19 protein-coding genes are annotated in these 26,675 nt (G+C 45.2%); 1 reads left to right on the top strand and 18 read right to left on the bottom strand.

Annotation, left to right across the window (positions count from 1 at the left end):
- Positions 1-105: 105 nt before the first annotated feature.
- From ftsY to rnc, 4 genes are read right to left on the bottom strand one after another with little or no spacing between them, the layout of a single operon-like run.
- Positions 106-1,128, bottom strand: a complete 1,023-nt coding sequence (gene ftsY / locus RWO08_RS02080; RefSeq protein ID WP_070755486.1) for a signal recognition particle-docking protein FtsY — start codon at positions 1,126-1,128, stop codon at positions 106-108.
- Between the two features lie 37 nt (positions 1,129-1,165).
- Positions 1,166-1,975: a Cof-type HAD-IIB family hydrolase gene (locus RWO08_RS02075; protein WP_314211111.1), complete on the bottom strand. Its 810-nt coding sequence runs from the start codon at positions 1,973-1,975 to the stop codon at positions 1,166-1,168.
- 38 nt (positions 1,976-2,013) lie between these two features.
- Positions 2,014-5,568 carry a chromosome segregation protein SMC gene (smc, locus tag RWO08_RS02070; protein WP_314211110.1) on the bottom strand — a complete coding sequence of 1,185 codons (3,555 nt, stop codon included), beginning with the start codon at positions 5,566-5,568 and terminating at the stop codon, positions 2,014-2,016.
- Between the two features lie 3 nt (positions 5,569-5,571).
- On the bottom strand, positions 5,572-6,309 hold the full coding sequence (rnc, locus tag RWO08_RS02065) for a ribonuclease III (RefSeq protein ID WP_268443034.1): 738 nt from the start codon (positions 6,307-6,309) through the stop codon (positions 5,572-5,574).
- A 205-nt stretch (positions 6,310-6,514) separates the two neighbouring features.
- Here rnc and RWO08_RS02060 point away from each other — a divergent pair, with 205 nt between their 5' ends.
- Positions 6,515-8,266, top strand: a complete 1,752-nt coding sequence (locus RWO08_RS02060; RefSeq protein ID WP_314196539.1) for an oligopeptide ABC transporter substrate-binding protein — start codon at positions 6,515-6,517, stop codon at positions 8,264-8,266.
- 103 nt (positions 8,267-8,369) lie between these two features.
- Here the strand turns inward: RWO08_RS02060 and RWO08_RS02055 are convergent, their stop codons facing one another.
- From RWO08_RS02055 to rpmB, 14 genes are all read right to left on the bottom strand, one after another.
- Positions 8,370-10,121, bottom strand: coding sequence for an oligopeptide ABC transporter substrate-binding protein (locus tag RWO08_RS02055; protein ID WP_314211109.1), 1,752 nt, complete (start codon positions 10,119-10,121; stop codon positions 8,370-8,372).
- A 202-nt stretch (positions 10,122-10,323) separates the two neighbouring features.
- Entirely contained in the window at positions 10,324-12,075 is a 1,752-nt protein-coding gene (locus RWO08_RS02050; RefSeq protein WP_314211108.1) for an oligopeptide ABC transporter substrate-binding protein, read from the bottom strand.
- A 273-nt stretch (positions 12,076-12,348) separates the two neighbouring features.
- Positions 12,349-14,094 (bottom strand): oligopeptide ABC transporter substrate-binding protein, encoded by a 1,746-nt coding sequence (locus RWO08_RS02045; RefSeq protein ID WP_268443040.1) that lies wholly within the window; start codon positions 14,092-14,094, stop codon positions 12,349-12,351.
- A 214-nt stretch (positions 14,095-14,308) separates the two neighbouring features.
- Positions 14,309-15,955 (bottom strand): peptide ABC transporter substrate-binding protein, encoded by a 1,647-nt coding sequence (locus RWO08_RS02040; RefSeq protein ID WP_314211107.1) that lies wholly within the window; start codon positions 15,953-15,955, stop codon positions 14,309-14,311.
- A 195-nt stretch (positions 15,956-16,150) separates the two neighbouring features.
- Positions 16,151-17,086 (bottom strand): ABC transporter permease, encoded by a 936-nt coding sequence (locus tag RWO08_RS02035; protein WP_268443044.1) that lies wholly within the window; start codon positions 17,084-17,086, stop codon positions 16,151-16,153.
- Between the two features lie 13 nt (positions 17,087-17,099).
- Positions 17,100-18,062 carry an oligopeptide ABC transporter permease gene (gene opp4B / locus RWO08_RS02030; protein WP_303885418.1) on the bottom strand — a complete coding sequence of 321 codons (963 nt, stop codon included), beginning with the start codon at positions 18,060-18,062 and terminating at the stop codon, positions 17,100-17,102.
- Position 18,063: 1 nt separating this feature from the next.
- Positions 18,064-19,023: an ATP-binding cassette domain-containing protein gene (locus RWO08_RS02025; RefSeq protein ID WP_314211106.1), complete on the bottom strand. Its 960-nt coding sequence runs from the start codon at positions 19,021-19,023 to the stop codon at positions 18,064-18,066.
- Positions 19,023-20,033 (bottom strand): ABC transporter ATP-binding protein, encoded by a 1,011-nt coding sequence (locus RWO08_RS02020; protein WP_070755474.1) that lies wholly within the window; start codon positions 20,031-20,033, stop codon positions 19,023-19,025. The genes RWO08_RS02025 and RWO08_RS02020 overlap by 1 nt, the downstream gene beginning before the upstream one ends.
- A gap of 100 nt (positions 20,034-20,133) precedes the next feature.
- Positions 20,134-20,376, bottom strand: a complete 243-nt coding sequence (gene acpP, locus RWO08_RS02015; protein ID WP_298077401.1) for an acyl carrier protein — start codon at positions 20,374-20,376, stop codon at positions 20,134-20,136.
- A gap of 480 nt (positions 20,377-20,856) precedes the next feature.
- On the bottom strand, positions 20,857-21,876 hold the full coding sequence (plsX, locus tag RWO08_RS02010; protein ID WP_314049378.1) for a phosphate acyltransferase PlsX: 1,020 nt from the start codon (positions 21,874-21,876) through the stop codon (positions 20,857-20,859).
- Between the two features lie 128 nt (positions 21,877-22,004).
- A complete protein-coding gene (gene recG / locus RWO08_RS02005) occupies positions 22,005-24,041 on the bottom strand; it encodes an ATP-dependent DNA helicase RecG (RefSeq protein ID WP_314211105.1) in 2,037 nt (678 codons plus the stop codon).
- A gap of 140 nt (positions 24,042-24,181) precedes the next feature.
- Positions 24,182-25,855 carry a DAK2 domain-containing protein gene (locus RWO08_RS02000; protein WP_314211104.1) on the bottom strand — a complete coding sequence of 558 codons (1,674 nt, stop codon included), beginning with the start codon at positions 25,853-25,855 and terminating at the stop codon, positions 24,182-24,184.
- Between the two features lie 33 nt (positions 25,856-25,888).
- Complete coding sequence (locus RWO08_RS01995; protein WP_070755469.1) at positions 25,889-26,245, bottom strand: Asp23/Gls24 family envelope stress response protein; 357 nt, start codon at positions 26,243-26,245, stop codon at positions 25,889-25,891.
- A gap of 174 nt (positions 26,246-26,419) precedes the next feature.
- A complete protein-coding gene (rpmB, locus tag RWO08_RS01990) occupies positions 26,420-26,608 on the bottom strand; it encodes a 50S ribosomal protein L28 (protein ID WP_023390775.1) in 189 nt (62 codons plus the stop codon).
- Positions 26,609-26,675 lie beyond the last annotated feature (67 nt).

The raw sequence follows: 26,675 nt of genomic DNA, 5'->3' as shown, positions 1-26,675 counted from the left end.
ATCCCACACGCAAGTAAAGTTTTCCTTAAGATTGCGATAATCCAAATAGCAGCGACTTAATCTCCATTACAAACAGAGGCCAGGCTAACCCAACCTCTCGCTATCTTAATTTTTTACTTCTAGAACATCCTTGACCAAGCTGTACATATAGGCTTCAGCATCAAACTTCTTCAAGTCAGTCGCCTTCTCACCGAGACCAATGTACTTAACTGGAATATCCAATTCATAGCGAATGGAGAGGACTACGCCCCCTTTGGCTGTTCCATCTAACTTAGTCAGCACCAAGCCGGTAATTTCAGTTGCTTCATTGAATTGTTTGGCCTGGATGAGCGCATTTTGCCCGGTTGTCGCGTCCAAAGCTAATAGGACTTCTTGGACCCCATTTGGGTTCTCACGCTCAATAATCCGCTTAATCTTAGCCAATTCTTCCATGAGATTGGCCTTGGTCTGTAAACGACCGGCCGTATCGACTAAGAGATAGTCATAACCTTCAGCGTTGGCTTTCTTAACCGCATCATAGACAACCGCAGCCGGGTCACCTTGGGCCTTGCCCGTTACCACTGGAATATCCAGACGCTCGCCCCAGACATTCAGTTGCTCGACAGCACCAGCCCGGAAGGTATCGGCAGCTGCCATGAGGACCTTGTGACCTTCTTGCTTGAGCTGATAACCAATCTTACCGACCGAGGTGGTCTTCCCTACCCCATTAACCCCGACAAAGAGGATAACCGTCGGACCATCTGGGTTCTCCTTAAGTGAAACCAGATTTTGGCCGCCTCGCTCATAGACTTGAACCATTTTTTCAAGGAGTACGCGCTTGACATCTTCTGGCTTGTGGACCCCTGTCCGTTCGATTTCATCACGAATGGCATCAGTAATAGCGATAGTCATCGCAAAACCAACGTCCGCCCCGATAAAGGCTTCTTCCAAGTCCTCATAGAACTCCTCATCCACTTCACGGAAACTTGTGAAGAGGTTGGTCATAATATCAGTGAAGTTGCGCCGAGTCTTGGCTGTCCCTTGGTCGTAGGAGTCAATGACTATCTGGTCTTCTTTTTTTACTTCTTCTTCTTTGACAACGGCATCTTCCCCGGTAAAGGCACGCCGTATACGATCAAATAACCCCATGGGTTCACCCCTTTCTAAGTCTTAGCTGACTTTTGGTTTACACGATAAATTTATGAATAGCGTGAGCCACGCCATCTTCCTCATTAGTTAAGGAGACATATTGGGCAGCTGCCTTAACTTGATCGGTCGCATTGCCCATGGCTACGCCTAGACCTGCTAATTCAATCATAGACAGGTCGTTTTCCTGGTCGCCCATGGTCATCATTTCTTGTGGACTAATATCTAAGAGCTCCCCTAATTTAGCTAGGGTATCGCCCTTGCTGACACCTTTTTTCATGACTTCAAGGAAAAAGGACCGTGACTTGAAGACAGCGTATTGATCCTTGAAGGCTGGGTCCAACTTAGGAATTTGGGCATCCAAATGCTCCTGAGTGGTGACAATGACGAATTTATTAAAGGCGTGATCTGGATCAAAGGTCCTATAGTCTTGGACCACACTCGGTACATTGGTGACATTTTCCAAATAGAGGGATGGATAGCCTGCAGGATAGGCAGTCGGCTCATAGAGACGATCGGCATCAATGACATTAATTGGTAAATCCAAATCTTGTGTCACTTGATACCAAGCCAAGACATCTGATGTCCCTAGGGTATTAGAGACTAATACCTGCCCATCCTGAGCCTTTTGGACCATACCACCGTTGAAGGTCACAATGTAATCTTCTGGGTCTACCAAGCCTAAATCAGCTAGGAAATGTTTCATGGCAAAGTAAGGTCGGCCAGTACAGAGGACCACCTTGACCCCCTTGGATTTAGCATAGGCTAGTGCCTGACGATTAGCCTGGGAAACTTCTTTTTTAGCATTGAGTAAGGTACCATCGAGGTCAATGGCAATTAGCTTAATCATAGCCTTCCTCCTTCTATAATTGGGTCTGAATCTAATACTTAGTCGTAGTTGGCTTCACTCAAACGTACGGAAGCCAACTTGGAGACACCAGATTGTTCCATGGTTACCCCATAAAGCACGTCGGCATGTTCCATAGTCCCCTTACGGTGAGTAATGACAATGAACTGCGTATTTTCGGTAAAGTTCTGCAGATATTGGCCATAACGGAAGACGTTGGCATCATCCAAGGCCGCCTCCACTTCGTCCAAGACACAGAAGGGAACAGGGCGTGTCTCCAGAATGGCAAACAAGAGCGCAATGGCAGTAAAGGCCCGCTCGCCCCCGGATAAGAGGGCTAAATGTTGCTTACGCTTGCCTGGTGGTTGGGCGATAATGTCAATCCCTGTTGTCAACAAATCACTTGGATCAGTCAATTGCAGGGCAGCTTCCCCACCGGCAAAAAGTTTCTTAAAGATTTTCTGGAATTGCTGGTTGATTTGATGGAAGGCTTCGCTGAATCGCTTAATTACCTCCGCATCCATCTCATCCATGGTTTCTTGTAATTGTCCCATAGCAGTCAGCAAATCGGTTTCTTGCTCCCGCAAGTGAGTGTAACGCTCGTCTAAGGCAGCATAATCGTCAATGGCCGCCAAGTTAATCGGACCAAGATTATCAATCTGACGCTTAATTTGCTTAACTTGTTGGCTAACTTGACTAGCATCTTCTAGCTGACTAGCTTCTGTCTTAGCGGCTTCATAGGTCAGTTGATATTCCTGGCTTAAATAGTCCAAGTGAGAATCAATTAGGGATTCGTTTTTCTCAATCTGAGCCTGTGCTCGCGCTTCATCCTTATAAAGCTGTTGGAGCTGGCCTTGGAGCTGACGATCTTCTTGTTCATGTGCCCGATAGGTGTCGTTAAGAACTCGACGCGCTTCTCTTAATGCTGTCAGTTCCGCCTGTTGCTGCTGAGCTGTGGACTCTAAGTCTGCTAATTGCTCTAGCAAATCAGCCGATTGGCGCTCTAATTCAGCTAAATCGGCAGTATTCTGGTCTGCCAAGTTCTCATACTGCATGAGGAAATTCTGACGTTCCACTAATTGACTCTTAGCTGTCGCTAGGTCATGTCGCAACTGCCGCACTTCTACTTGCTTAACGGCTTCTTGAGTCCGGTAGTGGGATAGCGAGGCATCCAGAACTTGTAATTGCTGTTGACGATCCTCTTCGCTTAAGTTCAATTGTTGTAAATCCTGACTTAGACGGGCAATGGCCGCTTGGGCTGCTACTAAGTCTTCCTGAGCTTGCTCATAGTGTGCTTCCGCATTAGCAATGGTCTGGCTAAGCTGGCTGACTTCGTCTTGGGCAATCAATTGATGTTGGGATTGATGCTTGACTTGGCTAGCCAAGTGACCTAGGCCTTCTTGAGCTTGTTGGAAGGCTAAATCCGCCTGACTCATGTTCAGGCGAGCAGCTTCCACCTGCCCCTGCAAGTCTTGAATTTGTACTTGAAAAGCTTGCCATTCAGCTTCTGCCTGAGCCCGGTCCTTGATGACTTGCGCTAATTCTGTCTTAGCTGCTTCATACTCTTGGTTACGGGCTAGCATGGAGCTCGTTTGTTGCTTGAGGCGTCCACCAGTGATAGAACCACCCGGCATGAGGACTTCTCCATCCAGGGTTACAATCTTGACCTGATGCTTAAGGGCTTTAGCTAGGCTTTGGGCCGCTTCGATACGGTCACAAACTAAGGTAGTCCCTAGCAAATTAGCCACAATAATCTGATTCACTGGATCATACTCCACTAAATCAGAAGCCAGGCCAATAAAACCAGCAGTCTGACTAGCTGTTTGGATTTGTCCAGCGCCTAGATGGCGGGCCTTCATGCTAGCACGAGGCAGGAAGGTAGCACGCCCTGCTTGGGCTTGCTTGAGGTAGGCAATGGCCGCCCGGGCAGCCGCATCATCTGTTACGACGACGTGTTGGACACTAGCACCCAGAGCCGTATCAATGGCTACTTGGTAGTCAGCCGGCACCTTAATCAAGTCTGCCACTGTCCCTTCAATTCCCTGCAATTGCTTTTTACGCTTCATAATGGCTTTGACGCCTGCATAATAACCCGCATAGTCTGCTTGGAGCTGGGCCAAGGATTGGACCTTAGCATCCAGCATCTGGCTTTGACGCTCAAATTGGAAGAGTTTGGCCTGCAAGGCTTCACGTTGGCTATTGCCTTGGCGCAACTTTTCATTGAGGGTCTGGAAGGCTTGACGGGCACTAGCTTGAGTCTCACGACTGCTTTCGTAGCGCTCCTGAGCCTCAAGGTATTGACTCTCTAAGTCACCTTGATCTGCCTGTGCTTGAGCAGCCTGAGCTTGATAGTGGGTCAGACGTGCTTGGGCTTGTTGTTTAATTTGTTCTTGGTGAGCCAACTGGTTCTTAGCACTGGCTTCTGCCTGATAGGCATCAATTAAGTCAGCTCGCAAACGCTCGGCCTGATCTTCAGATAGGCCTGCAAGACTGGACCGCTCGGCTTCCAGCTTAGCCAGATGTTGCTTGATTTCGGCCAATTCCAACTGAACCTTGCCTTCTTCTTCCTTCAAGGCGGATAGGCGTTCAGTTAAGGCTTGGGCCTCTGCTTGATGTTGTTGGTAGCTCAGTTGCTTCTCATGTAAATTGGAGGTGTTGAACTGGATTTGTTGGTCCAGCATTTGTTGCTTGGCTCTAGTCTGCTCAATGACTTGAACCTGGGCTTGGTTGCGTTCTGATGCTTGATCGATTTGTTGGATATAATCCTCTAAGCTGGCTTGTTCTTGCTCCAGTTGGTCGGTTAAGGCCTCTAACTGGGCAGTTACTTGCGCTAACTCTTGGCTAACGGCCTGGTTCTTAGCCTTGGCCGCTTGCCAGGCATCACGATATTGTTCAACCTGATAGACATAGAGGGAAATCTCTAATTGCTTGAGGGCTTCCTTCTGTTCCAAATAAAGCAAGGCTGCTTCTTGTTGCTGCTTGAGGGGCTTGAGTTGGAGCTCCAACTCATGAATAATGTCCCGCACCCGGCTAAGATGGTCGCTGGATTTGCTGAGTTTGCGCTCAGCTTCTTGCTTACGGAACTGATACTTCTGAACCCCTGCCGCCTCTTCAAAAATAGAGCGACGTTCTTCTGGCTTATTGAGGAAGATGGACTCCACCTTACCTTGGGAAATCATAGCAAAGCTATTCTTACCCAAACCAGAGTCTAGAAGTAAATCGACGATGTCCTTGAGTCGGACCGCTTCATTATTAATGAAGTACTGAGATTCCCCATTACGGTTATAGGAACGCGTAATGGAGATTTCGCTAAAATCATAGTCCAAATAACGGTCTTCGTTATTGAGGACCAGGGTGACTTTAGCTAGGTTGACCGCCTTACGGGCTTGGGTCCCGTTAAAGATGACGTCCTCCATCTTATTGCCCCGTAAGCTCTTAGCGGATTGCTCCCCTAAGACCCAACGGATGGCTTCCGAGAGGTTAGACTTGCCCGACCCGTTAGGGCCGACGACCGCCGTCATCCCGCGGTCAAATTCAATGACAGTCTTGTCGGCAAAAGACTTAAAACCTGTCATTTCAATACGTGCTAAATACAAGGCTTAACCTCCCTTTCTAAGTGTTGAATCTGGCAACTTGAGGCTGCCGGTTTTGGGATCTACGGATGCCATACCCAACTCAGCCGCCTGCATTTCAGCTTGCTTCTTGCTGGAACCTTGGCCAGTGGCAATATGTTGGTCATTAACATAGAGCTCTACAGTGAAAATTTGGTCGTGGGCTGGGCCTTGCTTATCTTTGAGACGATAGTCAATCTGAACCGTGCCTTGCTTTTGAACTCGCTCTTGGAAGAGAGTCTTATGGTCTTGCGTCACTCTGCCCAGCAAGAGCTGGTGTTGACTGAACATAACCCGGTTGAGATAGTCTTTGGCGACCTCTAGGCCTTGATCTTCATAGATAGCCCCTAGAACCGCTTCGAAGCAGTCTGCTAAAATCGAGTCACGCTCCCGACCACCGCTCAACTCCTCCCCCTTGCCCAGTTGAAGGAATTGATTAAATTTTAATTGGCGAGCCAAGTAGGCCAAGCTCTTCTCTTGCACAATCTGAGCTCTCATGCGGGTTAATTTGCCTTCGGGTAAGTTTGGATAACTGTGATAGAGAAATTCACTGGATAGCAGTTCTAAGACGGCATCGCCCAAAAATTCCAAACGCTCATAATGTGGTAAGTGGCGTCTGGCTTGTTCATTTGCATAGGATGTATGGCGAAAGGCCTGTTGAATTAATTCCGGCTTATTGAAAGTCAGATTCAACTGCTTCTCTATTACACGAATGGTCCGATTCATAGCCATTCACCTCCTCTGTATCATCCTATCTATTTTATCACGTTTGCCCCCCTTTTGACAAAGGGAAGTCAAGCTATAACTTAAAACTATAAGACCTAATAGTTATTTAACATAAACTATTCGCTTACATTGCCTTGAAAAGGCTTGAAAATAGGAGTAAACTGTTACAGTATCTTACAATTAATTATTTTGTGGAGGGATATACATGAATCATTCCGTACTGCGTAAAGCAGCGATTTTAGGCTTGGCTGCCTTTACCTTGGCAGGAACCTTCAGCCCTGCAGTTAATGCACAAGTTTCGCTTGAAACAAGTGTCGACAACGAAGGAACCCCTATTCAAGGTGGGACTTTGAAAATTGCGGCAGTAGCCGGCGAGCCATTTTCTGGTGCCTTCAGCTCTCTCGTGGCTGACCAATCGACTGACTTAAGCGTCGTGGAAGGCTACATCAACACTGGGCTTTTCGAATATGACGAAAACCTTCAAATTAAGGATACTGGTTTAGCAAGTGCCAAACTAGATCCAGAGAACAAGAAAGTTACCATCACCATTCGCAAAGACCAAAAATGGTCAGATGGTCAACCGCTTACTATCGATGACGTCATCGCGCCTTACTACATCATCGCTAATAAGGACTACACAGGTATCCGCTATGGGGATGACTTCAAGAACGTTGTAGGGATTGAAGACTACCATGACGGCAAATCCGACACCATCTCAGGTCTCAAGAAGATTGACGATTACACGCTTGAAATTAGCTACAAGACCTTCTCTGCTTCTATGAAGCAAGTTGGGGGTGGGATCTCTCCATACGTAGAACCTAAACATATTTATGACAAAATTGCCATTAAGGATATTGCTGATAGCGACCAAGTACGTGTCAATCCAGTCGGCATGGGGCCATTCCGCGTTAAATCCATCACGCCAGGTGAAGCCATTGTCTTAGAATCCAACGAATACTACTTCAAGGGCAAACCAAAAGTTGACGGTGCTGTCATTGAGGTGGTCAACCCATCTACTGCCGTTGCTGAAATGAAGGCTGGTAACTACGACTTAGCTGAATTACCAACTGATGCATACGATACCTTTAAAGATGCCTCCAACTTCAAGACCATTGGGACAGTTGAAAACACCTATTCCTACATCGGCTTCAAGTTCGGTAGCTGGAACAAGGATAAGGAAGAAGTTGAGATGGACCCTAGCAAGGTCATCCAAAATAAGGCTTTACGTCAAGCCATGGCTTACGCCTTCGATGCAGACGCTGTCGGTCAACGCTTCTTCAGCGGCCTCCGCTTCCGTGCTAACACCTTGATTCCTTCCCTCTTCAAGAGCGTGCACGCTTCAGATCTTCCTGGCTTCACTTATGACCCAGAAAAATCTAAACAAATCTTAGCTGATGCAGGCTTTGTCGATAAGGATGGGGACGGCTTCGTTGAAGATCCTAACGGTAAGCCATTCACCCTCAAATTCTTAGCTCGTAGCTCAAGTGATATTGCTGAACCACTCTGGTCTTACTTCGTTGAGTCTTGGAAGCAAGTGGGGATTAATGTCGAATTGTTAGACGGTCGTCTCTATGACTTTAACTCCTATGCTGATATGCTCCGCAGCGATGATCAATCATTTGATGTCTTCGAAGGGGCTTGGGGTACCGGTGGTGACCCAAATCCAACTGGTTTCTATAGTAAGAAAGCACCATTTAACTACGAACGTTGGGCTGACGACAAGAACGAAGAATTGCTAGAAGCCCTCTCTTCTGACAAGGCCTTCGATGAAGCCTACCGTAAGGAAGCCTTCCACGCATGGCAGGCTTACACCAACGAAGAGCTTCCTGCTATTCCTTACCTCTACCGATACAGTATCCGTTCTGTCAACAACCGTGTTAAACACTATGATGTTGCGAACGGCTCAAGCTTCGGGATTGAACAGTTAGAATTAACAGCTGACGAACCAATTAAATAATTAGGCTACTGCCCTAGGCTAGGATTATCACTCATAATCCTAGCCTATTTTTATGCAAACAAAAAAGATGCAAGACTGGAAAGTCCTTGCATCTTTTTCTGATTTATTCTTTAACAGGTTGATCAGCAGTCAATTCAACATCTTGCCATTCAGTGCCAGAACCTAGCGTAATATCATAGTGCTTGACCCGGTTGTTGATTGACACGAGTGAGTGACGGTAGAGGGTTGGAATAACCGGCGCTTCATCGATGACGTATTTTTGCCAATCATCGTAGGCTTTCTTACGGGCTGCATCTTCAAAGGCTGCATCGGAATTGATAGCTGCTAAGAGCTTATCATTCTCTTCAGTTGCCCAACGCATAGAGTTGAATTGGTTGTCACGACCGAATTGAGTAGATGGGTTTGGATCGCCCCCTACCCCCATGGCAGCTTGGAAGACATCAATATCTGCGTCCTTATCTAGGAGATCGTAGAAGGTGTTGAACTCAAGCAAACGACCTTCATAGAGCTCAACGTTCACCCCAATTTGTTTCCAGGCATCAACATAGTATTGTGCAATTGGTTCAGCTACATCAGAACCTGACATAGAAGCGAAGGTCAGCTTGAAGCTCTTGCCGTTAGGATCTTCTACGAATCCGTCCCCGTCCTTATCAACGAAGCCGGCATCAGCCAAGATCTGTTTGGCCTTCTCTGGTTGGTAGGTGTACCCTTCAATACTACCATCATTATAGCTTGCGAACATGGATGGAATTGGAGAGTTAGCCCGCACCCGTAAGCCTTCATAGAAACGTTGGCCAATGGCGTCATTGTCAATCGCATAAGCCATGGCTTGACGGAGCGCTTTATTGGACACTGGCTTGCTGTCATCTGGTTGTACTTGCTCTTTTTCCTTATTCCAAGTCCCAACGTGGAAACCAATGTAGCTGTAGACGTTTGTCAGACGACCTAAGGTCTTGAAGTTGCTTGCATCCTTATAGGTGTTGTAGGCATCCTCTGGTAATGACGCATAGTCATAGTTACCTGCCTTCATTTCTGATACAGCAGTTGAGGCGTTAACTACATCGACTTGTAGGCCTGCTAATTTAGGCTTGCCTTTGTAGTAGTTGTCATTCCGTTCGAAGACAACGGACTCGCCAGGGGTGATGGATTTAACTTTGAAAGGCCCAAAGCCGACTGGATTAGTCCGAACTTGTTCGCTATCTTCAAGATCCTTGATTGGGGTTTTCTCTAAGATGTGCTTAGGTTCGACGTAGGAGGATACCCCACCACCTGCTTGGAGCATGGAAGCTGAGAATTCCTTATAGCTAATCTCTAAGGTGTAATCATCTACCTTCTTAAGACCAGAGATGGTGTCAGACTTACCATCATGGTATTCTTCCATCCCGACGACGTTCTTGAAGTCAGAACCATAACGGATACCGGTATAGTCCTTGTGCCCTACTACGTAGTAAGGATAGATGACATCTTCAATCGTGAGGGGCTGGCCATCTGTCCAGGTTACGCCTTCCGGAATCTTGATGGTGACTTTCTTGTTAGCTTGGTCAAAGGTCAACTTAGCCAAACCAGAATCGTCAATCTTATAGTCGCCATCAGAACCGTAGAGGCCTGGGTTGAAGAATTCAGTAATTCTCATGTCATTAGATTTCTCAGCATAGAGGCTGCTGAGTGCACCAGAGAAGGGATCCCCAACTAAGGCATATTTGAATACTCCACCATCAATTGCAGTTCCTTCGTTAGTCACTGATAAGGGGAGATTGGCGCCTTCAGCCACGGCAATAGCTGAAGGCCACATAATGGCGCTGACTGATAAGGCCGTGGCCATGAGGGCAAGATTTTTTCTAAAGGTTTTGTTCATGTTTTTCTCCTCCAAACATAGGTATCATTTTATGATTGAGTTTACTATACTCCTATTCCTATGAAAAAGCAATAGTTTTTTCACCGTTTTTTAATTTTCGTATCATCTTTTTCTTTTGAAAGCCATTAAATGGCCATTTTCAACACTATTTTTACCCTATCAAAAGAAGAAAGGCTGGGAAGATCCCAGCCTTTTCGTTTACTTATTCTTTTATTGGTGAATCTGCTGTTAACTCTACTTGGTTCCAGTCGAAGTCCACACCTGGGGTTGCATCATAGTGCTTAATCCGGTTGTTAAAGGATGTTAACTGGTAACGATAGAGGGTTGGCACCATTGGGACTTCATCCATGATGAAATCTTGCCATTTCTTGAAGGCTTCCTTACGGTAATCCGCATCAAAGGAAGCATCAGAGCGGATGTCTTTGAGTAAGCTATCATTTTGATCACTAGCATAACGCATATAGTTGAATTGGGCGTTGCGACCAAACATAAAGGCTGGGTTTGGATCCCCACCAAAGCCCATAGCTGCTGAGAAGACATCAATGTCTGCATCTGTCCCTAAGAGATCATAGAAGGAGTTAAACTCATGCAAACGCCCTTCATAGAGTTCGACGTTAATACCGACTTGCTTCCAAGCATCTACATAATATTGGGCAATTGGCTCAGCCACATCAGTTCCTGACATAGCCAAGTACTTGAGGCTAAATTGATTACCCTTAGGATCTTCTACGAAACCATCGCCATCCTTGTCCACAAAACCTGCATCTGCCAAGATTTGCTTAGCTTTTTCTGGTTGGTAGGTATAGCCTTCACGACTGCTGTCCGCAATATCCTTGAAGGTTGGTGGAATTGGAGAGTTGGCTTGCCAACGTAACCCTTCATAGAAACGTTGACCAATAGCGCCATTATCCACAGCATAGCCCATGGCTTGTCGCAGACTCTTGTTATTGACAATCTTTCTTTCATCTACTTCAACTTCTTGCTTATCAGCATTCCATTTACCTAAGTGGAAACCAAGATATTGAACTCTATTCTCTACTTGTCCAATCGTTTTGAAGTTAGTAGCATCCTTATAGGTACTGTAAGAATCAGCAGGTAGACTAGCTATGTCATAGTTGCCGGCCTTCATCTCGGAGACAGCGGTTGAAGAGTTGACTACATCCATTTGCACTTTGTCAATCTTAGGTTTACCCTTGTAGTAGTATTCATTGGCTTCTAAGATGACAGATTCACCTGGCGTAATGGACTTAACCTTGAAAGGTCCAAAACCAACCGGATTCTTACGCATAAGGTCACTGTCTGCTTGTTCCTTAATTGGAATATTCTCATAGGCATGTTTAGGAATCAGATAGTTACTTACCCCACCCCAAGCTTGCAGCATAGAGTTGGAGAATTTCTTATAAGTCACTTCTAAGGTATAATCATCAACCTTCTTCAAACCTGAAATAGTATCGGTTGTACCTGCGTGATATTCTTCCATCCCCACGACATTTTGGAAGTCAGAACCATAACGGACACCCGTATAGTCCTTATGACCGATGACGTAGTAAGGATAGATAACATCCTCAATAGTGATTGGCTCACCATCATCCCATTTAGTTCCTTGCGGAATGGTGATAGTTACCTTCTTGTTATCCTTGTCGAACTTGATTTTACCAAAGCCAGAGTCATCTAACTTATAGTTGGCGTCATTCCCAAACAAGTTAGGAGAAAACATCGAAACAATTTCATAGTCCTTGCCGTTATCAGAGTAGAGTGGGGATAGAACACCTGAGAATGGATCCCCAACCATGGCATACTTGAGGGTCCCACCTGAAATCGGTGTCCCTTCATTATCGATTACTGTAGATAAATTAGCATCTTGAGCTTGAGCACTTGCCCAAGGGTCCAGCATGCCGACCACAGATAATCCTGCTACCAATGCAGTCAAGGACTTGCTAATACAACTTTTCATAAGATTTCCTCCTTCATATTGGCTTAGTCAATACGATTAAGGATACTATAACTGATAACTGAGAAAATAGCAAGAGATTTCTTCATCGTTTTCTCATCTCAGGCTTATCATATACTCATATTAAATCTTGGCTAAATGGCTTGATAAGGGATATGGTAACGATTTCTCAATTAATCAATTCTTTTTGTATTCTTCTTGCTAAATCCCCTATCAATTTGCTCAGATGAAAAAGAGACTAGGACAAATGCCCTAGTCTCTTTTCATTAATCTGAATTATTTAACTGGTTGATCAGCAGTTAATTCAACTTCAGAAAGGTCAAATGTTGAACCCACTTTGAAGTCATAGTGTTTCACACGGTTGTTAACAGAAATTAACTCATTACGGAAGAGGGTTGGAATAACTGGTGCTTCTTCAGTGAAGTACTTTTGCCAGTCGCTGAAGGCTTTCTTACGGAAGGCTTCGTCGAAGGATTCAGTAGAACCTAAAGCATCCAAGAGCTTGTCGTTCTCTTCAGTTGCCCAACGAGTATAGTTGAAGGCAGCCTTACGACCAAACAAGTTAATAGGGTTTGGATCCCCACCTACCCCGAAGGCTGCTTGGTAGACATCAACGTCACCATCTTTTTTGAGCAAGTCGTAGAAGGCGTTAAATTCCATGAGACGACCGTCTACAAGCTCAACGTTAATCCCTACTTGTTTCCAAGAGTCGATATAGTATTGCGCGATTGGTTCAGCCGTTGCGCCCCCTTGCATAGAAGCAAATTTAAGGGTGAAGCTCTTACCGTTTGGATCTTCTACGAAGCCGTCACCGTCTTTGTCGACGAAACCAGCATCGGCAAGGATTTGTTTAGATTTTTCTGGTTGGTAGGTGTAACCTTCAATTGAGCTATCGTTGTAGTCCTTGAAGAGGGCTGGAATAGTGGTGTTGGCTCGAGTACGTAAACCGTTGTAGAATTTCTCACCGATTGCAGCATTGTCAATAGCGTAACCCATGGCTTGACGTAGGGCTTTGTTAGATACAACACGACTTGGGTCGTATTCAACTTCCTTCTTGTCTGCGTTCCATTTACCCATCTTGAAACCGATGTAGCTCATGGCATTCTGTAAACGACCTAATGTTTTGAAGTTAGTAGCATCTGCATAGGTTGGGTATTCATCAGAAGACAACTTAGCGATGTCATAGTTGCCGGCTTTCATTTCTGACACGGCAGTTGAAGGGTTAACTACATCTAATTGCATACCATCTACTTTTGGCTTACCTTTGTAGTAGTATTCGTTGGCTTCGAAAGTAACAGATTCCCCTGGTGTAATCGATTTAACACGGAAAGGTCCGTTCCCTACCGGGTTCTTACGAACTGCATCTGAATCTAATTGTTCTGCCACAGGAATTTTCTCGAAGACATGTTTAGGCATCATAAATTGAGAGACACCGCCCCCTGCTTGTAACATACCAGCTGGGAATTCCTTATAGCTTACTTCTAAGGTCCAGTCGTCAACGCGCTTAAGACCTGAGATTTCTTCAGCTTTACCTTCATGGTATTCTGCCATCCCTACAACGTTCTCAAAGTCATCCCCATAACGAATGCCGGCATAGTCTTTGTGACCGATGACATAGTATGGATAGATAACGTCATCGATAGTTAATGGCTCACCATCATCCCATTTAGTATTTTCAGGAATTTTGATGGTTACTTTCTTGTTGTCCTTGTCAAAGGTCAACTTAGCAAAACCAGTATCGTTAATAACGAAGTTCTCATCGTAACCGTATAGACCAGCCATAAAGTTATCAATAACATCTGAATCCGGACCAGTAGAATAGTATACTTGGTTGAATACACCAGCAAATGGATCCCCGACCAAAGCAACTTTCAAAGTACCACCAGAAATAGGTGTCCCTTCGTTATCTACCGTAACAGGTAAATTAGCGCCTTCAGCGTGGGCTAAGGTTGGCGCAAAAGCACCAGCTAAAGTAAAAGCAGCAGCTACTAAAGCTAAGCTCTTCTTCATAGACTTCTTCATATTGTACCCCCAATGGATATTATTTTATATGCTCCTATTCTACCCTTTTTGCTAGGCAATATCAAGCGTTTTATTATAATTTTCTCACTTTATATTCATGTTTTTGTAGGGAAAAATTTATTTAGGTCAAATCTGACTATATTTGGCTTGAGAAAGTGGATTTTGGTAGACAAATCATACTTAAATACATGCAAGGCTGTTAGTCTTCATGTCCCTACTCATCAATATAAACTGGACGCAAGTTATTGGATCGGCCAAAAGGCAACACTTCAAATTGTTTAACCTTTGGCTTAAGTAAGTAGGCTGCACTCGCTTGATAGATTGGGGCGACCACGCCATCTTCTTTGACTAAGATTTTTTCTGCCTCAATTAAGGTTTCGCGACGCTTGGCAGGATCTTTGGCATAGTCATTGCGTGCTAATTCGACTAACTTATCAAATTCAGGATTAGCATATTTGGCGAAGTTAGTCCCGCCACCTGTCTTGTACTGTTCAATAAAGTTAACCGCATCCTGATATTCAGGCGTCCAAGTCCCATAGAAAATATCATAGTCCAATTTACGTTGAATTTCCAAGCGGTTCTTAAGTGGCACCGAAAGGACGCTCAACTTGAGACCTGGTAAATTCTTCTCCAACTCTTCCTTGAGAAATTCTGCTGTTCGTTTGGAGAGGCCTACATCTGACGTTAAGAGTTGTAACTCAATCGTCTCTTGGCCTAGTTCTTCCTTAGCCTTAGACCAATCTGCCTGTGCTGCTTGGACATCGTAAGTCAACATTGGGCCGGCCTGCTCTTGGTAATCTTCCCCTGCTTCATTGACGTCAAAAGCTTTAGGCACTAAGTTGTTGAGTGGCTGAGAGCCATCCTGAATAACGGAATCAGCGTAGACTTGCTTATCAAATGCTCGGGCAATAGCCCGACGGAGTGCCGCATTGCCTGTTCTTGGACGAGTCGTATTGAAGCTCAAATATCCGATTGTCGCTTTGGGAATACTGTGGAAGTCTGGCGCACCGGAATATTCTTGGACAAATTGGTCGGACAAGGTCGTGAAGTCCAACTGATTACTATCAAATAAATCTGCCCCGGTCGAATTCTCCTTAATGACTTGTTGATGCACCTGAGTCAGATAAACATGACTGGCATCCCAGTATTGAGGATTTTTAACTAAGTCCCACTCTAGGTTGGTCCCATTCCATCCTTGAATCGTAAAGGGGCCGTTAGTCACCACATTCTCTGCTGTGGTCCCATAGCTATCCCTTTTTTCTTGGAAGAAGGCTTTGTTAATCGGCATATAGCGTGAACCTGTTAGAATCTTAGCTAGGGCCGGCACTGGATATTCCAAGGTTAGTTCCAGGGTTTTATCATCAATGGCCTTGACCCCTAATTCTTCGACAGGTTTGTCCCCATTGCGGATAGCTGCCCCATTCTTAAGAATTTCAATCGAGGTCACGCTCGTACCAGCTTGTCGATCCGCTAGACGCCGGAAGGCCAACTCAAAGTCTTGTGCCTTAACTGGATCACCATTGGACCAATAAATGTCATCTCGCAAGGTGAAGGTGTGAGTTAAGCCATCCTCACTGACCTTAACAGAAGCTGCCTGTCCCAGTTCCACTTCTTGCGCATTCTTAATTCGATAGAGGCCTTCAAAAACTTGCCCAATGACATCCATGCTGGCGATATCTGAATAGAGGCCTGAATCCAAGGTGGCCAACTCAGACGGGGCTGGAATACTTAGTTTCTGCTCAATGGCAGGATTAAGGCTTACTTCTTGCGCTGATATCGTCGCCTGCTGAGCTGTTAGGAGCGTGCTAGTCGTAAGTCCTAGCGCGAGTAAGGAACGAAAAATAGTCTTGATTCTAGTCATAAGTCAACCTCCTTAGGGCTAAAAGATATGTTAGGGACTAGTTTAAGACTTTTATTAGTGATAGTCAAAGACGCTTTTACTATAATCTACTATAGCGAAAGACTATATCACATTATGATGTCACTCTTCCTTTCTTAGATCAAAAACATAACAATAAGCACAAAAAAAACTGAGCCCTAAGACTCAGTTTATCTATTAACCTAAACGTTGACGGGCATCTGTTGATCGTTGCACAGCCTGTCCAATATAGTTAATGCAAAGCATTAAGACGAGAATGAAGAGCGCGGCTGGCAACCATACCCATTGCTTGTTCTCGATAATATCAGCTGTTTTAGCCGTCCCAATTAAAGTCCCCAAGGATGGAGTCCCAATTGGCAAACCAAAACCTAGGTATGAGAGCCCTGTTTCCAAACCAATATTACCTGCCATAGAAAGCACTAATTGCGTAATAATAAGTGATGAAATGTTAGGTAACAATTCTGTCAACATAATTTTCCAGTCGCGTGTCCCCATTGTTTTAGAGGCGTTGATATAATCTTTGGACGCTTCACTAAGAGTTCGAGTTCTAAAGAGACGAGCATAGCTAGTCCAATAGATGACTGAGAAAGTCAAGGAAATACCTAAAACAGTATTGGCCTTAAGAATTGTGTTCAAAGTAATAAACAGGATAAAGCCAGGGATAATCATAACGAAGTCAACCAACCGCATTATGAAATTATCAACACGCCCACCATAATAACCTGAAACAATCCCAACAACTAGCCCAATAATCATGGTCAAAGCTGTTACAATCAATGCAATCGTGATAGAGTTGCGCCCACCCAAAATTAGCTGTGCTAGGACATCACGACCACCTTCATCAGCACCCAATAAGTAGGTATGCCCCGTATCAGCAACTGAACCTGGCGCCATGTAGCGATTGAAAATCTGAACTTTAGTAGCGGATTCTAAATTAAGGAAGAATGGCGCCACATATAAGAAGAGCAGAATCAAAATAAAGACGATAAGTGATAGCAAGGCTAGCTTATCCTTCATGAATTCACGCTTGATTACTTCAAAACCCATTGGTGGGAGAGATTGTGAGTCTTTACTTTGATTTTTTTCTAAATCTTTGCTTTTATCTTTTGTCATTCTCTCTCACCTCCTAGTCTAAACGTACTCGTGGATCTACGAATACCATGATAATATCGGACAAGAGCCCACCTAATAGTGTCAAGAAGCCGTAGAATAGAACCAAGGTCATCATGACGCTATAGTCACGGCCTACTACAGAACTAAAGAAAAGTTGCCCCATCCCTTGATAGGTAAAGATTTGCTCCGTAATCATCGCCCCACTGAAGAGCCCAGTAATGGTATAACCAAAGAAGGCTGCGATAGGCAGTAAAGCATTTCGTAAGATGTGCTTGTTATAAATCACGCGCTCAGGTACCCCTTTGGCACGGGCAGTCCGAACATAGTCATCCGATTTGGCATCCACAATACCTGACCGTAACCACTGGATGGTGGAGGTCGTACTTAAAATACCTAAGGTAATGGCTGGTAAAAGCATATGATAGATTCGTGAAACCAAGTAATCCAATGTCCCCGGTTGTAAACCAGATGCTACTGTACCACGTGTTGGGAACCAACCTAAAGTGTAGCCAAAGAGCCACAAGAACATCAAGGCCAATACGAAGACTGGGATTGAATAGGTAAAGAAGTTATAGAAGTTAACGGCTCTTTCGAAGAAGCTCCCATTATAACGCCCTGATAAGATCCCTAAAGGAACAGCAATTGCATAGGTGATAATCGTCGTCAAGAGTGATAACCAAACAGTTGGCCAAATTCGTTCCCCAATAATGGACAGGGTCGGTTGCTTGTGGGCAAAGGAACGCCCAAAGTCACCTTGGAGCATGCCGCCCATCCAGTTAAGATAACGTTCCCAGACTGGTTTATTCAAACCTAATTTTTCCCGCATGGCTTCAATTTGCTCAGCCGAGATTTTAGGGTCAATCAAACCTGTTAAGGCATCCCCTGGCATTAATTCTGCCAAGAAGAAAACTAAGATGCTGAGCGCTAAAAGTTGAGGAATCATCAGCAACAAACGTCTAAGTATCGATTTCCACATTTTAGAGCTCACCTCCTTTGTCAGATTCTACCGTTCTGAGGGCTGCAGAGTGAGTCTCAGAAACTGGTTTAAGATCGTAAACGCGACCGTTCTCATCATAATAGAGTGACGCATTCTCACGGTATTCCTTCTCAACCCGTAAACGATTAAGCTTGTTTTGCTCACGATTATTAGGGTTCATTTCTGGAATAGCCGACAAGAGGCGACGGGTATAGATATGACGAGGATCATCATAAATATCTTCACGCGTCCCGTACTCAGTGAAGCGACCACGGTACATAATAGCAATCTCATCACACATATGCTTAACGACCCCTAAGTCGTGCGAAACGAAGAGATAACTTACATTATATTCTTCTTGAATCTGCTTCATGAAGTTAAGAACTTGGGCTTGAACAGATAAGTCCAAGGCCGAAACTGGCTCATCGGCGATCACTAATTTAGGGTTGAGGGCCACAGCACGTGCTACCCCAATCCGCTGACGTTGACCCCCAGAAAACTCATGTGGGTACTTGTAGAGTGCTTCTTCCGATAACCCTACGATATCTAAGAGCTCCAGCTTGCGCTTCTTCTCTTCATCAGGCGTTAAGCTGAGGAAGTTCCGCATTGGCTCCCCTAAGATGTCGGTAATCCGACGTTTAGGGTTGAAGCTAGAGAGGGAATCTTGGAAGATCATTTGCACGTTGTGACGGTAGTTAGAACGGCGATGACGCGCTGCTTTAGAGACTTCTTCACCCTCATAGTAGATTTTCCCTGAGGTGATCTTCTCTAAACCAATGATGGCCTTCCCGATGGTAGACTTACCAGAACCTGATTCACCAACCAAGCCATAAGTCTTACCTTCTTCTAAGGTCAAGTTGACGCCGTCTACAGCATAGACATAATCGGTCACGCGGTTCAGGAAACCAGACCGAATAGGATAGTGGACTTTTAGGTCCTCAATGCGCATAAATTCAGCCATTAGTTCTCCTCCCCTTCAAAATGGAAATGTTTGTAACAAGTACAACGGACAAAGTGACCTGGTGATACTTCGTGTAAACCTGGGTTTTCTTCGTGGGCATCTTCCGCAATCCAAGGAATACGTGGTGCGAAACGACAGCCTGTCCGAATCATCTTAGTTAATGGTGGTACCGCCCCTTGAATAACGTGAAGCTTGTCAGAGCCACCTTCTAATTCACTGGTTTGCGGAATTGAACGCAAGAGTGAACGTGTATATGGATGCTGCGGATTGTTGAAGAGTTCTTCAACAGGTGCAATCTCAACGAATTGACCCGCATACATAACGGCTACGCGGTCAGCTGTCTCAGCTACGACCCCTAAGTCGTGAGTAATGAGGATAATCCCTGCTTCAGTCTCCTTCTGGATGTCGTTCATCAAGTCCAAGATTTGAGCTTGGATAGTTACGTCCAAAGCGGTAGTAGGTTCATCAGCAATAATAATCGGTGGCTTACATGCCAAGGCAATGGCGATGATAACCCGCTGACGCATCCCCCCAGATAATTCGTGTGGATACTGACGAGCAGTCCGCTCTGGGTTAACAATCCCTACTTGATCCAAGAGCTCTAAGACACGTTTTTGGCGTTCTTCCTTGTTGAGTTTGGTGTGGTAGTAGAGGGCTTCATCAATTTGTGCTGCGATGGTCATCAATGGGTTGAGCGATGCCAATGGATCTTGGAAAATCATCCCAATATCGTTCCCACGGATTTTGTTATATTGATTCTCAGTATATTCTACTAAGTTATCGCCACGGTAGTTAATTTGGCCTTCAATCTTAGTATTGCGAGGATTATGCAAACCAATGATTGAAGTGGCAAGAGTTGACTTCCCACAGCCTGACTCCCCAACAATGGCTAATTTTTCATTCTTTGATAAGGTAAAGCTAACGCCGTCTACTGCATTGTAGAAGGTATCCTTAACGCGGAATCCAACGTGTAAGTCCTTTACATCTAGAATAACTTTTTCGTTATCCATTCTAGTTCCTCCATTCGTGATCATGTTTTATGTCTTCATCTAAGTAAAAAAAGTAGCACTGCATAGATAGAGCGTGCCGACTTCATCGTCTTTTCAGTTCTTAGGGAGTAAGCTGGTCGATATAAGTGACCACTTGGCCTACATTCTTAAGGGCTTCAATACGATTATCCTCAAATTGAACACTAAAGGTGTCCTCGAGCTCCATAATCAGTTCGAAGACGTCAATTGAGTCTGCACCGAGATCTTCAAAGGTCATCTCATTGGTGACCTTGTCTTCAGTTAAACCAAATCGTTCAACAATCAATCGCTGGACTGTTTGGAAAACTTCTTGGGTCTGGGGCATCCATACACCTCCGTTCAATATGACATAAAATCTACACTTCCTTATTTTACTAAGTTTTAAGCCAATTGTCCATGGTTTTAGCAGAGAAAATTATGAAATCTCTCATTCTTCTCATTTATCCCTCAAAACTTGCTTAGACTTTGCCCATGATTGCGACTAAGTAAGCGATATCTTCAAAATCATTCCTAATAAAGCTTGAAATTCCCTTTTTATCCGCCATCAATCTGTCATCAAGAGGCCATTATAATAATCGTGTTTTTCAAGATAAATAGCCTATTATGGGTTAACCAGAAATGGGCTATACATATTGAAAAGCAAGATGGTGATGGTACGTTATAGGATTACCAATTTAACCTAAGCTGCCGATCATCTTTTCTTTTAATTTTTTTATTCCTCAATAATTTTTCAAGCTTTTTGATGGGCCCCCAACTTCTTTTGATATGCAAAAAGACCAGGCTAACAGGGCCTGGCCGAATAAGACTATTCTTCTGTTTGAGCTGGTTTTTCCTGACCGAAGTAATCAGTTGCTTCCTGGATAATGCCAGATTCCACAATCGTGCGAGCCTGACGAATAGCATTGAAGATGGCTTGTTCGTTAGAAGATCCGTGAGCCTTGATAACAGGCGCCTTAACCCCTAAAAGAACTGCCCCACCCTGCTTGGTATCGTCAAAATTATCGCGGAGGCCTGATAAGGCATCTTTGACTAAGAGCGCACCTAATTTAGCCTTCAGCCCGCCACCCAATAATTGGGATTTAATGAGACTAAAGAGGGTTTTAGAGGTGCCTTCTAAGGTCTTCAATACGGCATTACCGGTAAAGCCATCGGTGACCACAATGTCAACCGGGCCATCTAGCAAGGTCTTAGTCTCAACATTCCCATAGAAATCTAGGCTAGTCTCAGCAGCCAAGAGTTCATAGGCCGCCTTAGATAATTCATTGCCCTTGGTAGCTTCAGTCCCATTGTTAAGCAGGCCAATCTTAGGCTGGGCAATCCCCAGGACACGTTGGGCATAGAAGTTAGCCAGAACCGCAAATTGAAGTAAGTTGACAGGCTTGCAGTCAGCGTTAGCACCGGCATCCATCAAGACCAAGTAAGGATGTTGACTAGAAGCAGTTGGTAAGACTGGCATAAGGCCTGGACGATCAATATTCTTAATCCGCCCCACAATCAGTAAGCCACTGGCTAAGAGGGCCCCGGTGTTACCTGCTGACAGCAAGGCATCAGCTTGGCCTTCCTTGACTGCTTGCGCTGCTAATACCATGGAGGCATTCTTTTTCTTGCGAATAGCACGTACTGGCTCGTCATCACCATTGATTTTTTCTGGGGTGTGGATGATTTCAACCCGTTCTGTCGCTTCTAAATATGGGCGAATTTTATCTTGGTCACCAAATAAGAGCACTTCGATGTTATCAAAGGCTGCGATGGCGAGATTTACCCCTTTTACGGCTGATTCAGGCGCGAAATCCCCACCCATGGCATCTACTGCAATTCTAATCATTCCTTGTCTTCCTCCTTTTAGGTTCTTCATATCTATCATTATTTGGCAATCGCTATACCAATTCTCGTGCTTTCATCATAACAAGTCCCTGCCAAGCCGTCAACCTAGATGGGAATCTGACAGTTTGGCTAGACCTCAATCGCTTGCGTCTGACTCCATTGATTAAGCGCCTGCCATTCGGCTTCCGATAGGCGTTCTGGATGCTTGAGTAAGTCCTGAACATCCTTGCGGGCAACTGTTAAGATTTTTTCGTCTTCAATCAAATTAGCATAGTGGAATTCCGGCAAACCACTTTGGCTGCGGCCCATTAAGTCCCCCATACCGCGAATCTTCAAATCTTCACGGCTAATCAGGAAACCATCTTGGTGGTCCACCATAATCTTAAGCCGCTCCTTACCCTGTTCAGCTGTAGGACTGCCAATCAGGTAACAGTAGCTAGCTAGCTGGCTCCGCCCTACCCGCCCACGCAACTGATGGAGCTGGGCCAAGCCAAAGCGCTCGGCTGACTGAATGACCATAATGGTGGCATTGGGCACGTCAACTCCGACTTCCACCATGGTAGTCGCCACGAGAATCTGGACCTGATTTTGCTTGAAGCGGTCCATGACGGCTTCTTGCTCTTCCTTATTGAGTTGACCGTGTAAGACATCGACCTTAAAGTTTGAGAAGCGGTCTGCCAAGCGGTCTGCCACCTCTAGCACGTTCTCTATCTGTTCCAAATGTTCGGAACTCTCAATCAGAGGGAGAACATAGTAGACCTGGTGTCCGGCCTCTAATTCTTGGGCCACATGGTCTTCTAGTTCCTCTAGTTGATCTTCCTTGAGCCAACGGGTCGTAATAGGCTGACGGCCCTTAGGCAACTGATCGATGGTGGAAACATGCATCTCGCCATAGAGGGTCATAGCTAGGGAACGTGGAATAGGCGTTGCCGTCATTTGAAGTAGGTTGACGGCTATTTTGTCATTTTTATCTACTAGGGCTTGCCGTTGGCCTACCCCAAAGCGGTGTTGTTCGTCAATGATGACCAAGCCCAGCTGCTTGAATTGGACCGTTTCTTGAATCAGGGCATGGGTCCCGATGACCACCTGAATCTGCCCATTAGCCAAGCCGTCTAAGACTGCTTGCTTGGCCTTGGCTGTCATAGCACTGGTCAAGAGCGCAGCTTCCATCCCCATAGAGGCAAAGAGCTGGTTGAAGGACTGGACATGCTGTTTGGCTAGAATCTCAGTCGGTGCCATAAGGGCTGACTGGAAGCCCCCGCTTAAGCTGGCTAGAATAGCCAGAAAGGCTACCAGGGTTTTCCCGCTCCCAACATCCCCCTGCACCATGCGTCGCATAGGGTGTTGGGCCATTAGGTCACGACAGATTTCATTGACTACCTGCTTCTGAGCTTGAGTTAGCTCATAAGGTAAGTGGCTAATCCAAGTCTTAAGCTGGTCATTGTCATAATGAATCTGAAGGCCTGGCTCTGTTTCATGCTGCTTGAGGGCTGCTTGCAGGCGCCATTGGTAGAGGAAAAACTCCTGATAGATAATTTTCCGCGTGGCCTGATGATGCTGTTCTTGATCAGCCGGAAAATGCATGGCATAGAGGGCCAGGGGCAAATTTAAGAGCCGATACTGGTCGTTGAGATGTTGAGGTAAGACCTCTGGAATTGCCTCCTGATACTGATTGAAGGAAGCTGCAATACTAGCCACAATGGCGCTCTGCTTAAGGCCCTTAGTCGCATGGTAGACTGGCGCAAAGTCCTGGCCTTCCTGAGCTACTTGAATCAGCTTCATACCAAGTAGGGTCTGGCGATTAGATTGCCATTTGCCGTAAATGGCCCGCTCCTGCCCCAACTGAATGGCTTGCTTAAGATAGGGTTGGTTGAAGAAAGAGACATTAATAATTTCGTGGTCATTGACCGCCAGCTTGAAAGAAACCCGGCTCTTTTTGCCACCAAAGTAGGCTACCACAGGTGGCGTCACGACCTTGCCTTTAAGGGTGACCTTCTCCTGATCTAGGATGGTCGCCAAAGGACGCACGGCTACCGACTCAAAGCGGAAGGGAAAATGAAACATGAGGTCGCGGACAGTTGAGACGCCTACCTGTTGGAAGAGCTTGACGCGCGCGGGTCCTACTCCCTTAAGATGATCAATGCTATCTAACCAATTAAGTCCCATAAGCCCCCTCCTTTCTGCTTGTCTATCTCATTATTATAGCATTTTCATAGCCAGATAGCGACTATTCAAGCTGGAGCCAAAGCTCGCTCGGGCAAAGAAAAAGACCAAGGCATGGGCCTTAGTCTTTTAACGCTTTTTGATTATTCCACTGACATCATGTAGTGGTATACAGGTTGGTCACCTTGGACAATTTCAACTTCTAAGTCATTGAATTTGTCAGTTAAGAGTTCTGCTACCTCATCGGCTAATTCAGTAGTCCCTTCTTCCCCGACAATAATGGTCGCCAACTCAGAATCCTCATCCACCATGGCTTCTAAGGTTGCCAAGAGGGCATCCTTCAAGTCAGGCAAGGACAAGACAATCTTGTTGTTGACTAAACCCAGGTAATCATCCTTCTTGATGGACACACCATCAATCTCAGTGTCACGAATGGAGTAGGTAATTTGGCCAGATTGGACGAAATCACGTGATTCATTCATTTGAGCCCCATTGGCTTCTAAATCTAAGCTAGCATCGAAGGCCATCATAGCCGTAATCCCTTGAGGAATCGTAGTAGTAGGCACCACAACGGTTGGTACTTCCGCTACTTGGGCTGCTTGTTCAGCCGCCATGATGATGTTCTTGTTGTTAGGCAAGAGGATGATTTGTTCTGCGTTAACTGCTTCAATTGCTTTGACGAAGTCTTCTGTTGAAGGGTTCATGGTTTGACCACCGGCCAAGACTTTTGCAACCCCTAGGTCAGTAAAGAGTTGGCCCACACCTTCACCTGCTGCTACCGCAATAATAGCATAAGGCACTTTTGGTGCAGACTCTGCTGGTGCTTCCTTCATAGCATGTTCTTCCGCTTCTAAGCCACGGACTTGTTCACGCATGTTGTCGACTTTGATTTTAATCAGTTCCCCAAATTCTTGACCCAATTGCATAATTTCGCCTGGGTTTTCGGTATGGATGTGAACCTTGACGATTTCATCGTCGGCTACGACCAAGAGGGAATCCCCTTTGGTGTTAAGGGTGCTACGGAAGGTTTCATAGTCAAAGGCCTTCTCGACAGTTGGGCCTTGGCCAATGCGAACCATAATTTCTGTACAGTAGCCAAAGGTAATATCTTCTAAGGCCATTGGTGGCTCATTGCCATCTTCGAACATAGCATGAGAGTGGCCAGGAGCTGCAGGAGCTGCCTTAACTTCTACTACGGTCTCGCCTGTCAAGGATGACAAGAAACCTTCATAGACGCAGAGCAAGCCTTTACCACCAGAGTCGACTACGCCAACTTGTTTCAAGACTGGCAATAATTCAGGTGTCTTGTCTAAGGCCAATTGAGCGCCTTCGACAATAGCTTTCATAACTTCAATAATGTTATCGGTCTTCTCAGCTGCCTTCTCACCGCGCAAAGCAGATTCACGGGCAACAGTCAAAATAGTTCCTTCGACAGGTTTCATAACTGCCTTATAGGCTGATTCTACCCCACCTAAGAAGGCTTGGGCAAAATGCTTAGCGTCTAAGACTTCTTCTTCCTTAATACGTTGTGAGAAACCACGGAAAATCTGAGATAAGATAACCCCAGAGTTACCACGCGCCCCCATCAAAAGTCCCTTGGCTAAGGCGCCCGCTAATTCACCGACGTGACTAGCTTGACTGGATTTGAGGTTTTCCGCCCCAGAAACAAAGGTCATGTTCATGTTAGTCCCGGTATCGCCATCTGGCACTGGGAATACGTTGAGTGAGTTAATTAATTCGACATTGGATGTTAAGCGTTCCGCTCCGGCTACAACCATAGGCACAAACTCTTTTGCCGTTAATTGTTTCAATTCCAATTTTTATCCTCCTTACCGTTCTATACGGTTGACTTAATCAATTTTTACGCCTTGTACGTGAACATTGACATAGCTGACTTCGAAGCCCAGCAATTGTTCAACACTGTATTTCACGGCTTGTTGAATGTTTTGGCAGATAACTGAAATCTTAGTGCCATAAGATACTAAGATGTAGACATCTACTAGAACATCATCTCCACGTTGGGTGATGACAACCCCTTTGGAGTAATTCTCTTGTCCTAGAATCTCAATTAAGTTATCACGGAAGAAGTTCTTACTTACCATTCCGACCACACCGTAGTTATCTGTAACGGCAGTGCCGACAACTGTTGAAATCACATCTTGAGTTAGGGACACTTGTCCATTGGGTGTTTGGATTTTGATTGTCATGCGATTTCCTCCTCACATCTAATATATCATATCTATTTTAGCATAAAATGCTTGATTGTGCACTCATTAAGATAAAGACCATTCCAAACTGGGGGCCTGTCTTCTCTACTTGTCTAGACAGAGGAGGTCTTACTCAAAAAAAAGCCCCAATCCAAGGGACTGGGATCATCGCTATTAAACGCGTTCTACTTTACCTGATTTTAAAGCACGAGCAGAAACCCAAACTTTCTTAGGTTCGCCATCCACTAAGATGCGTACTTTTTGTAAGTTAGCGCCGAAACGACGTTTTGTTTTGTTCATCGCTTTTGAACGAGTGTTACCTGAACGAGCTTTACGCCCAGTGAAATAACATTCTTTAGCCATTCTTGTTTCCTCCTTTTCGCTGCAGGAGCTTAATGTCTCTGCTTTATCATACTGAACTAATTTATCA

The organism is uncultured Abiotrophia sp. (assembly GCF_963520105.1).
Taxonomy (GTDB): Bacteria; Bacillota; Bacilli; order Lactobacillales; family Aerococcaceae; genus Abiotrophia.
This window is presented reverse-complemented; position numbering and strand designations above follow the sequence as displayed.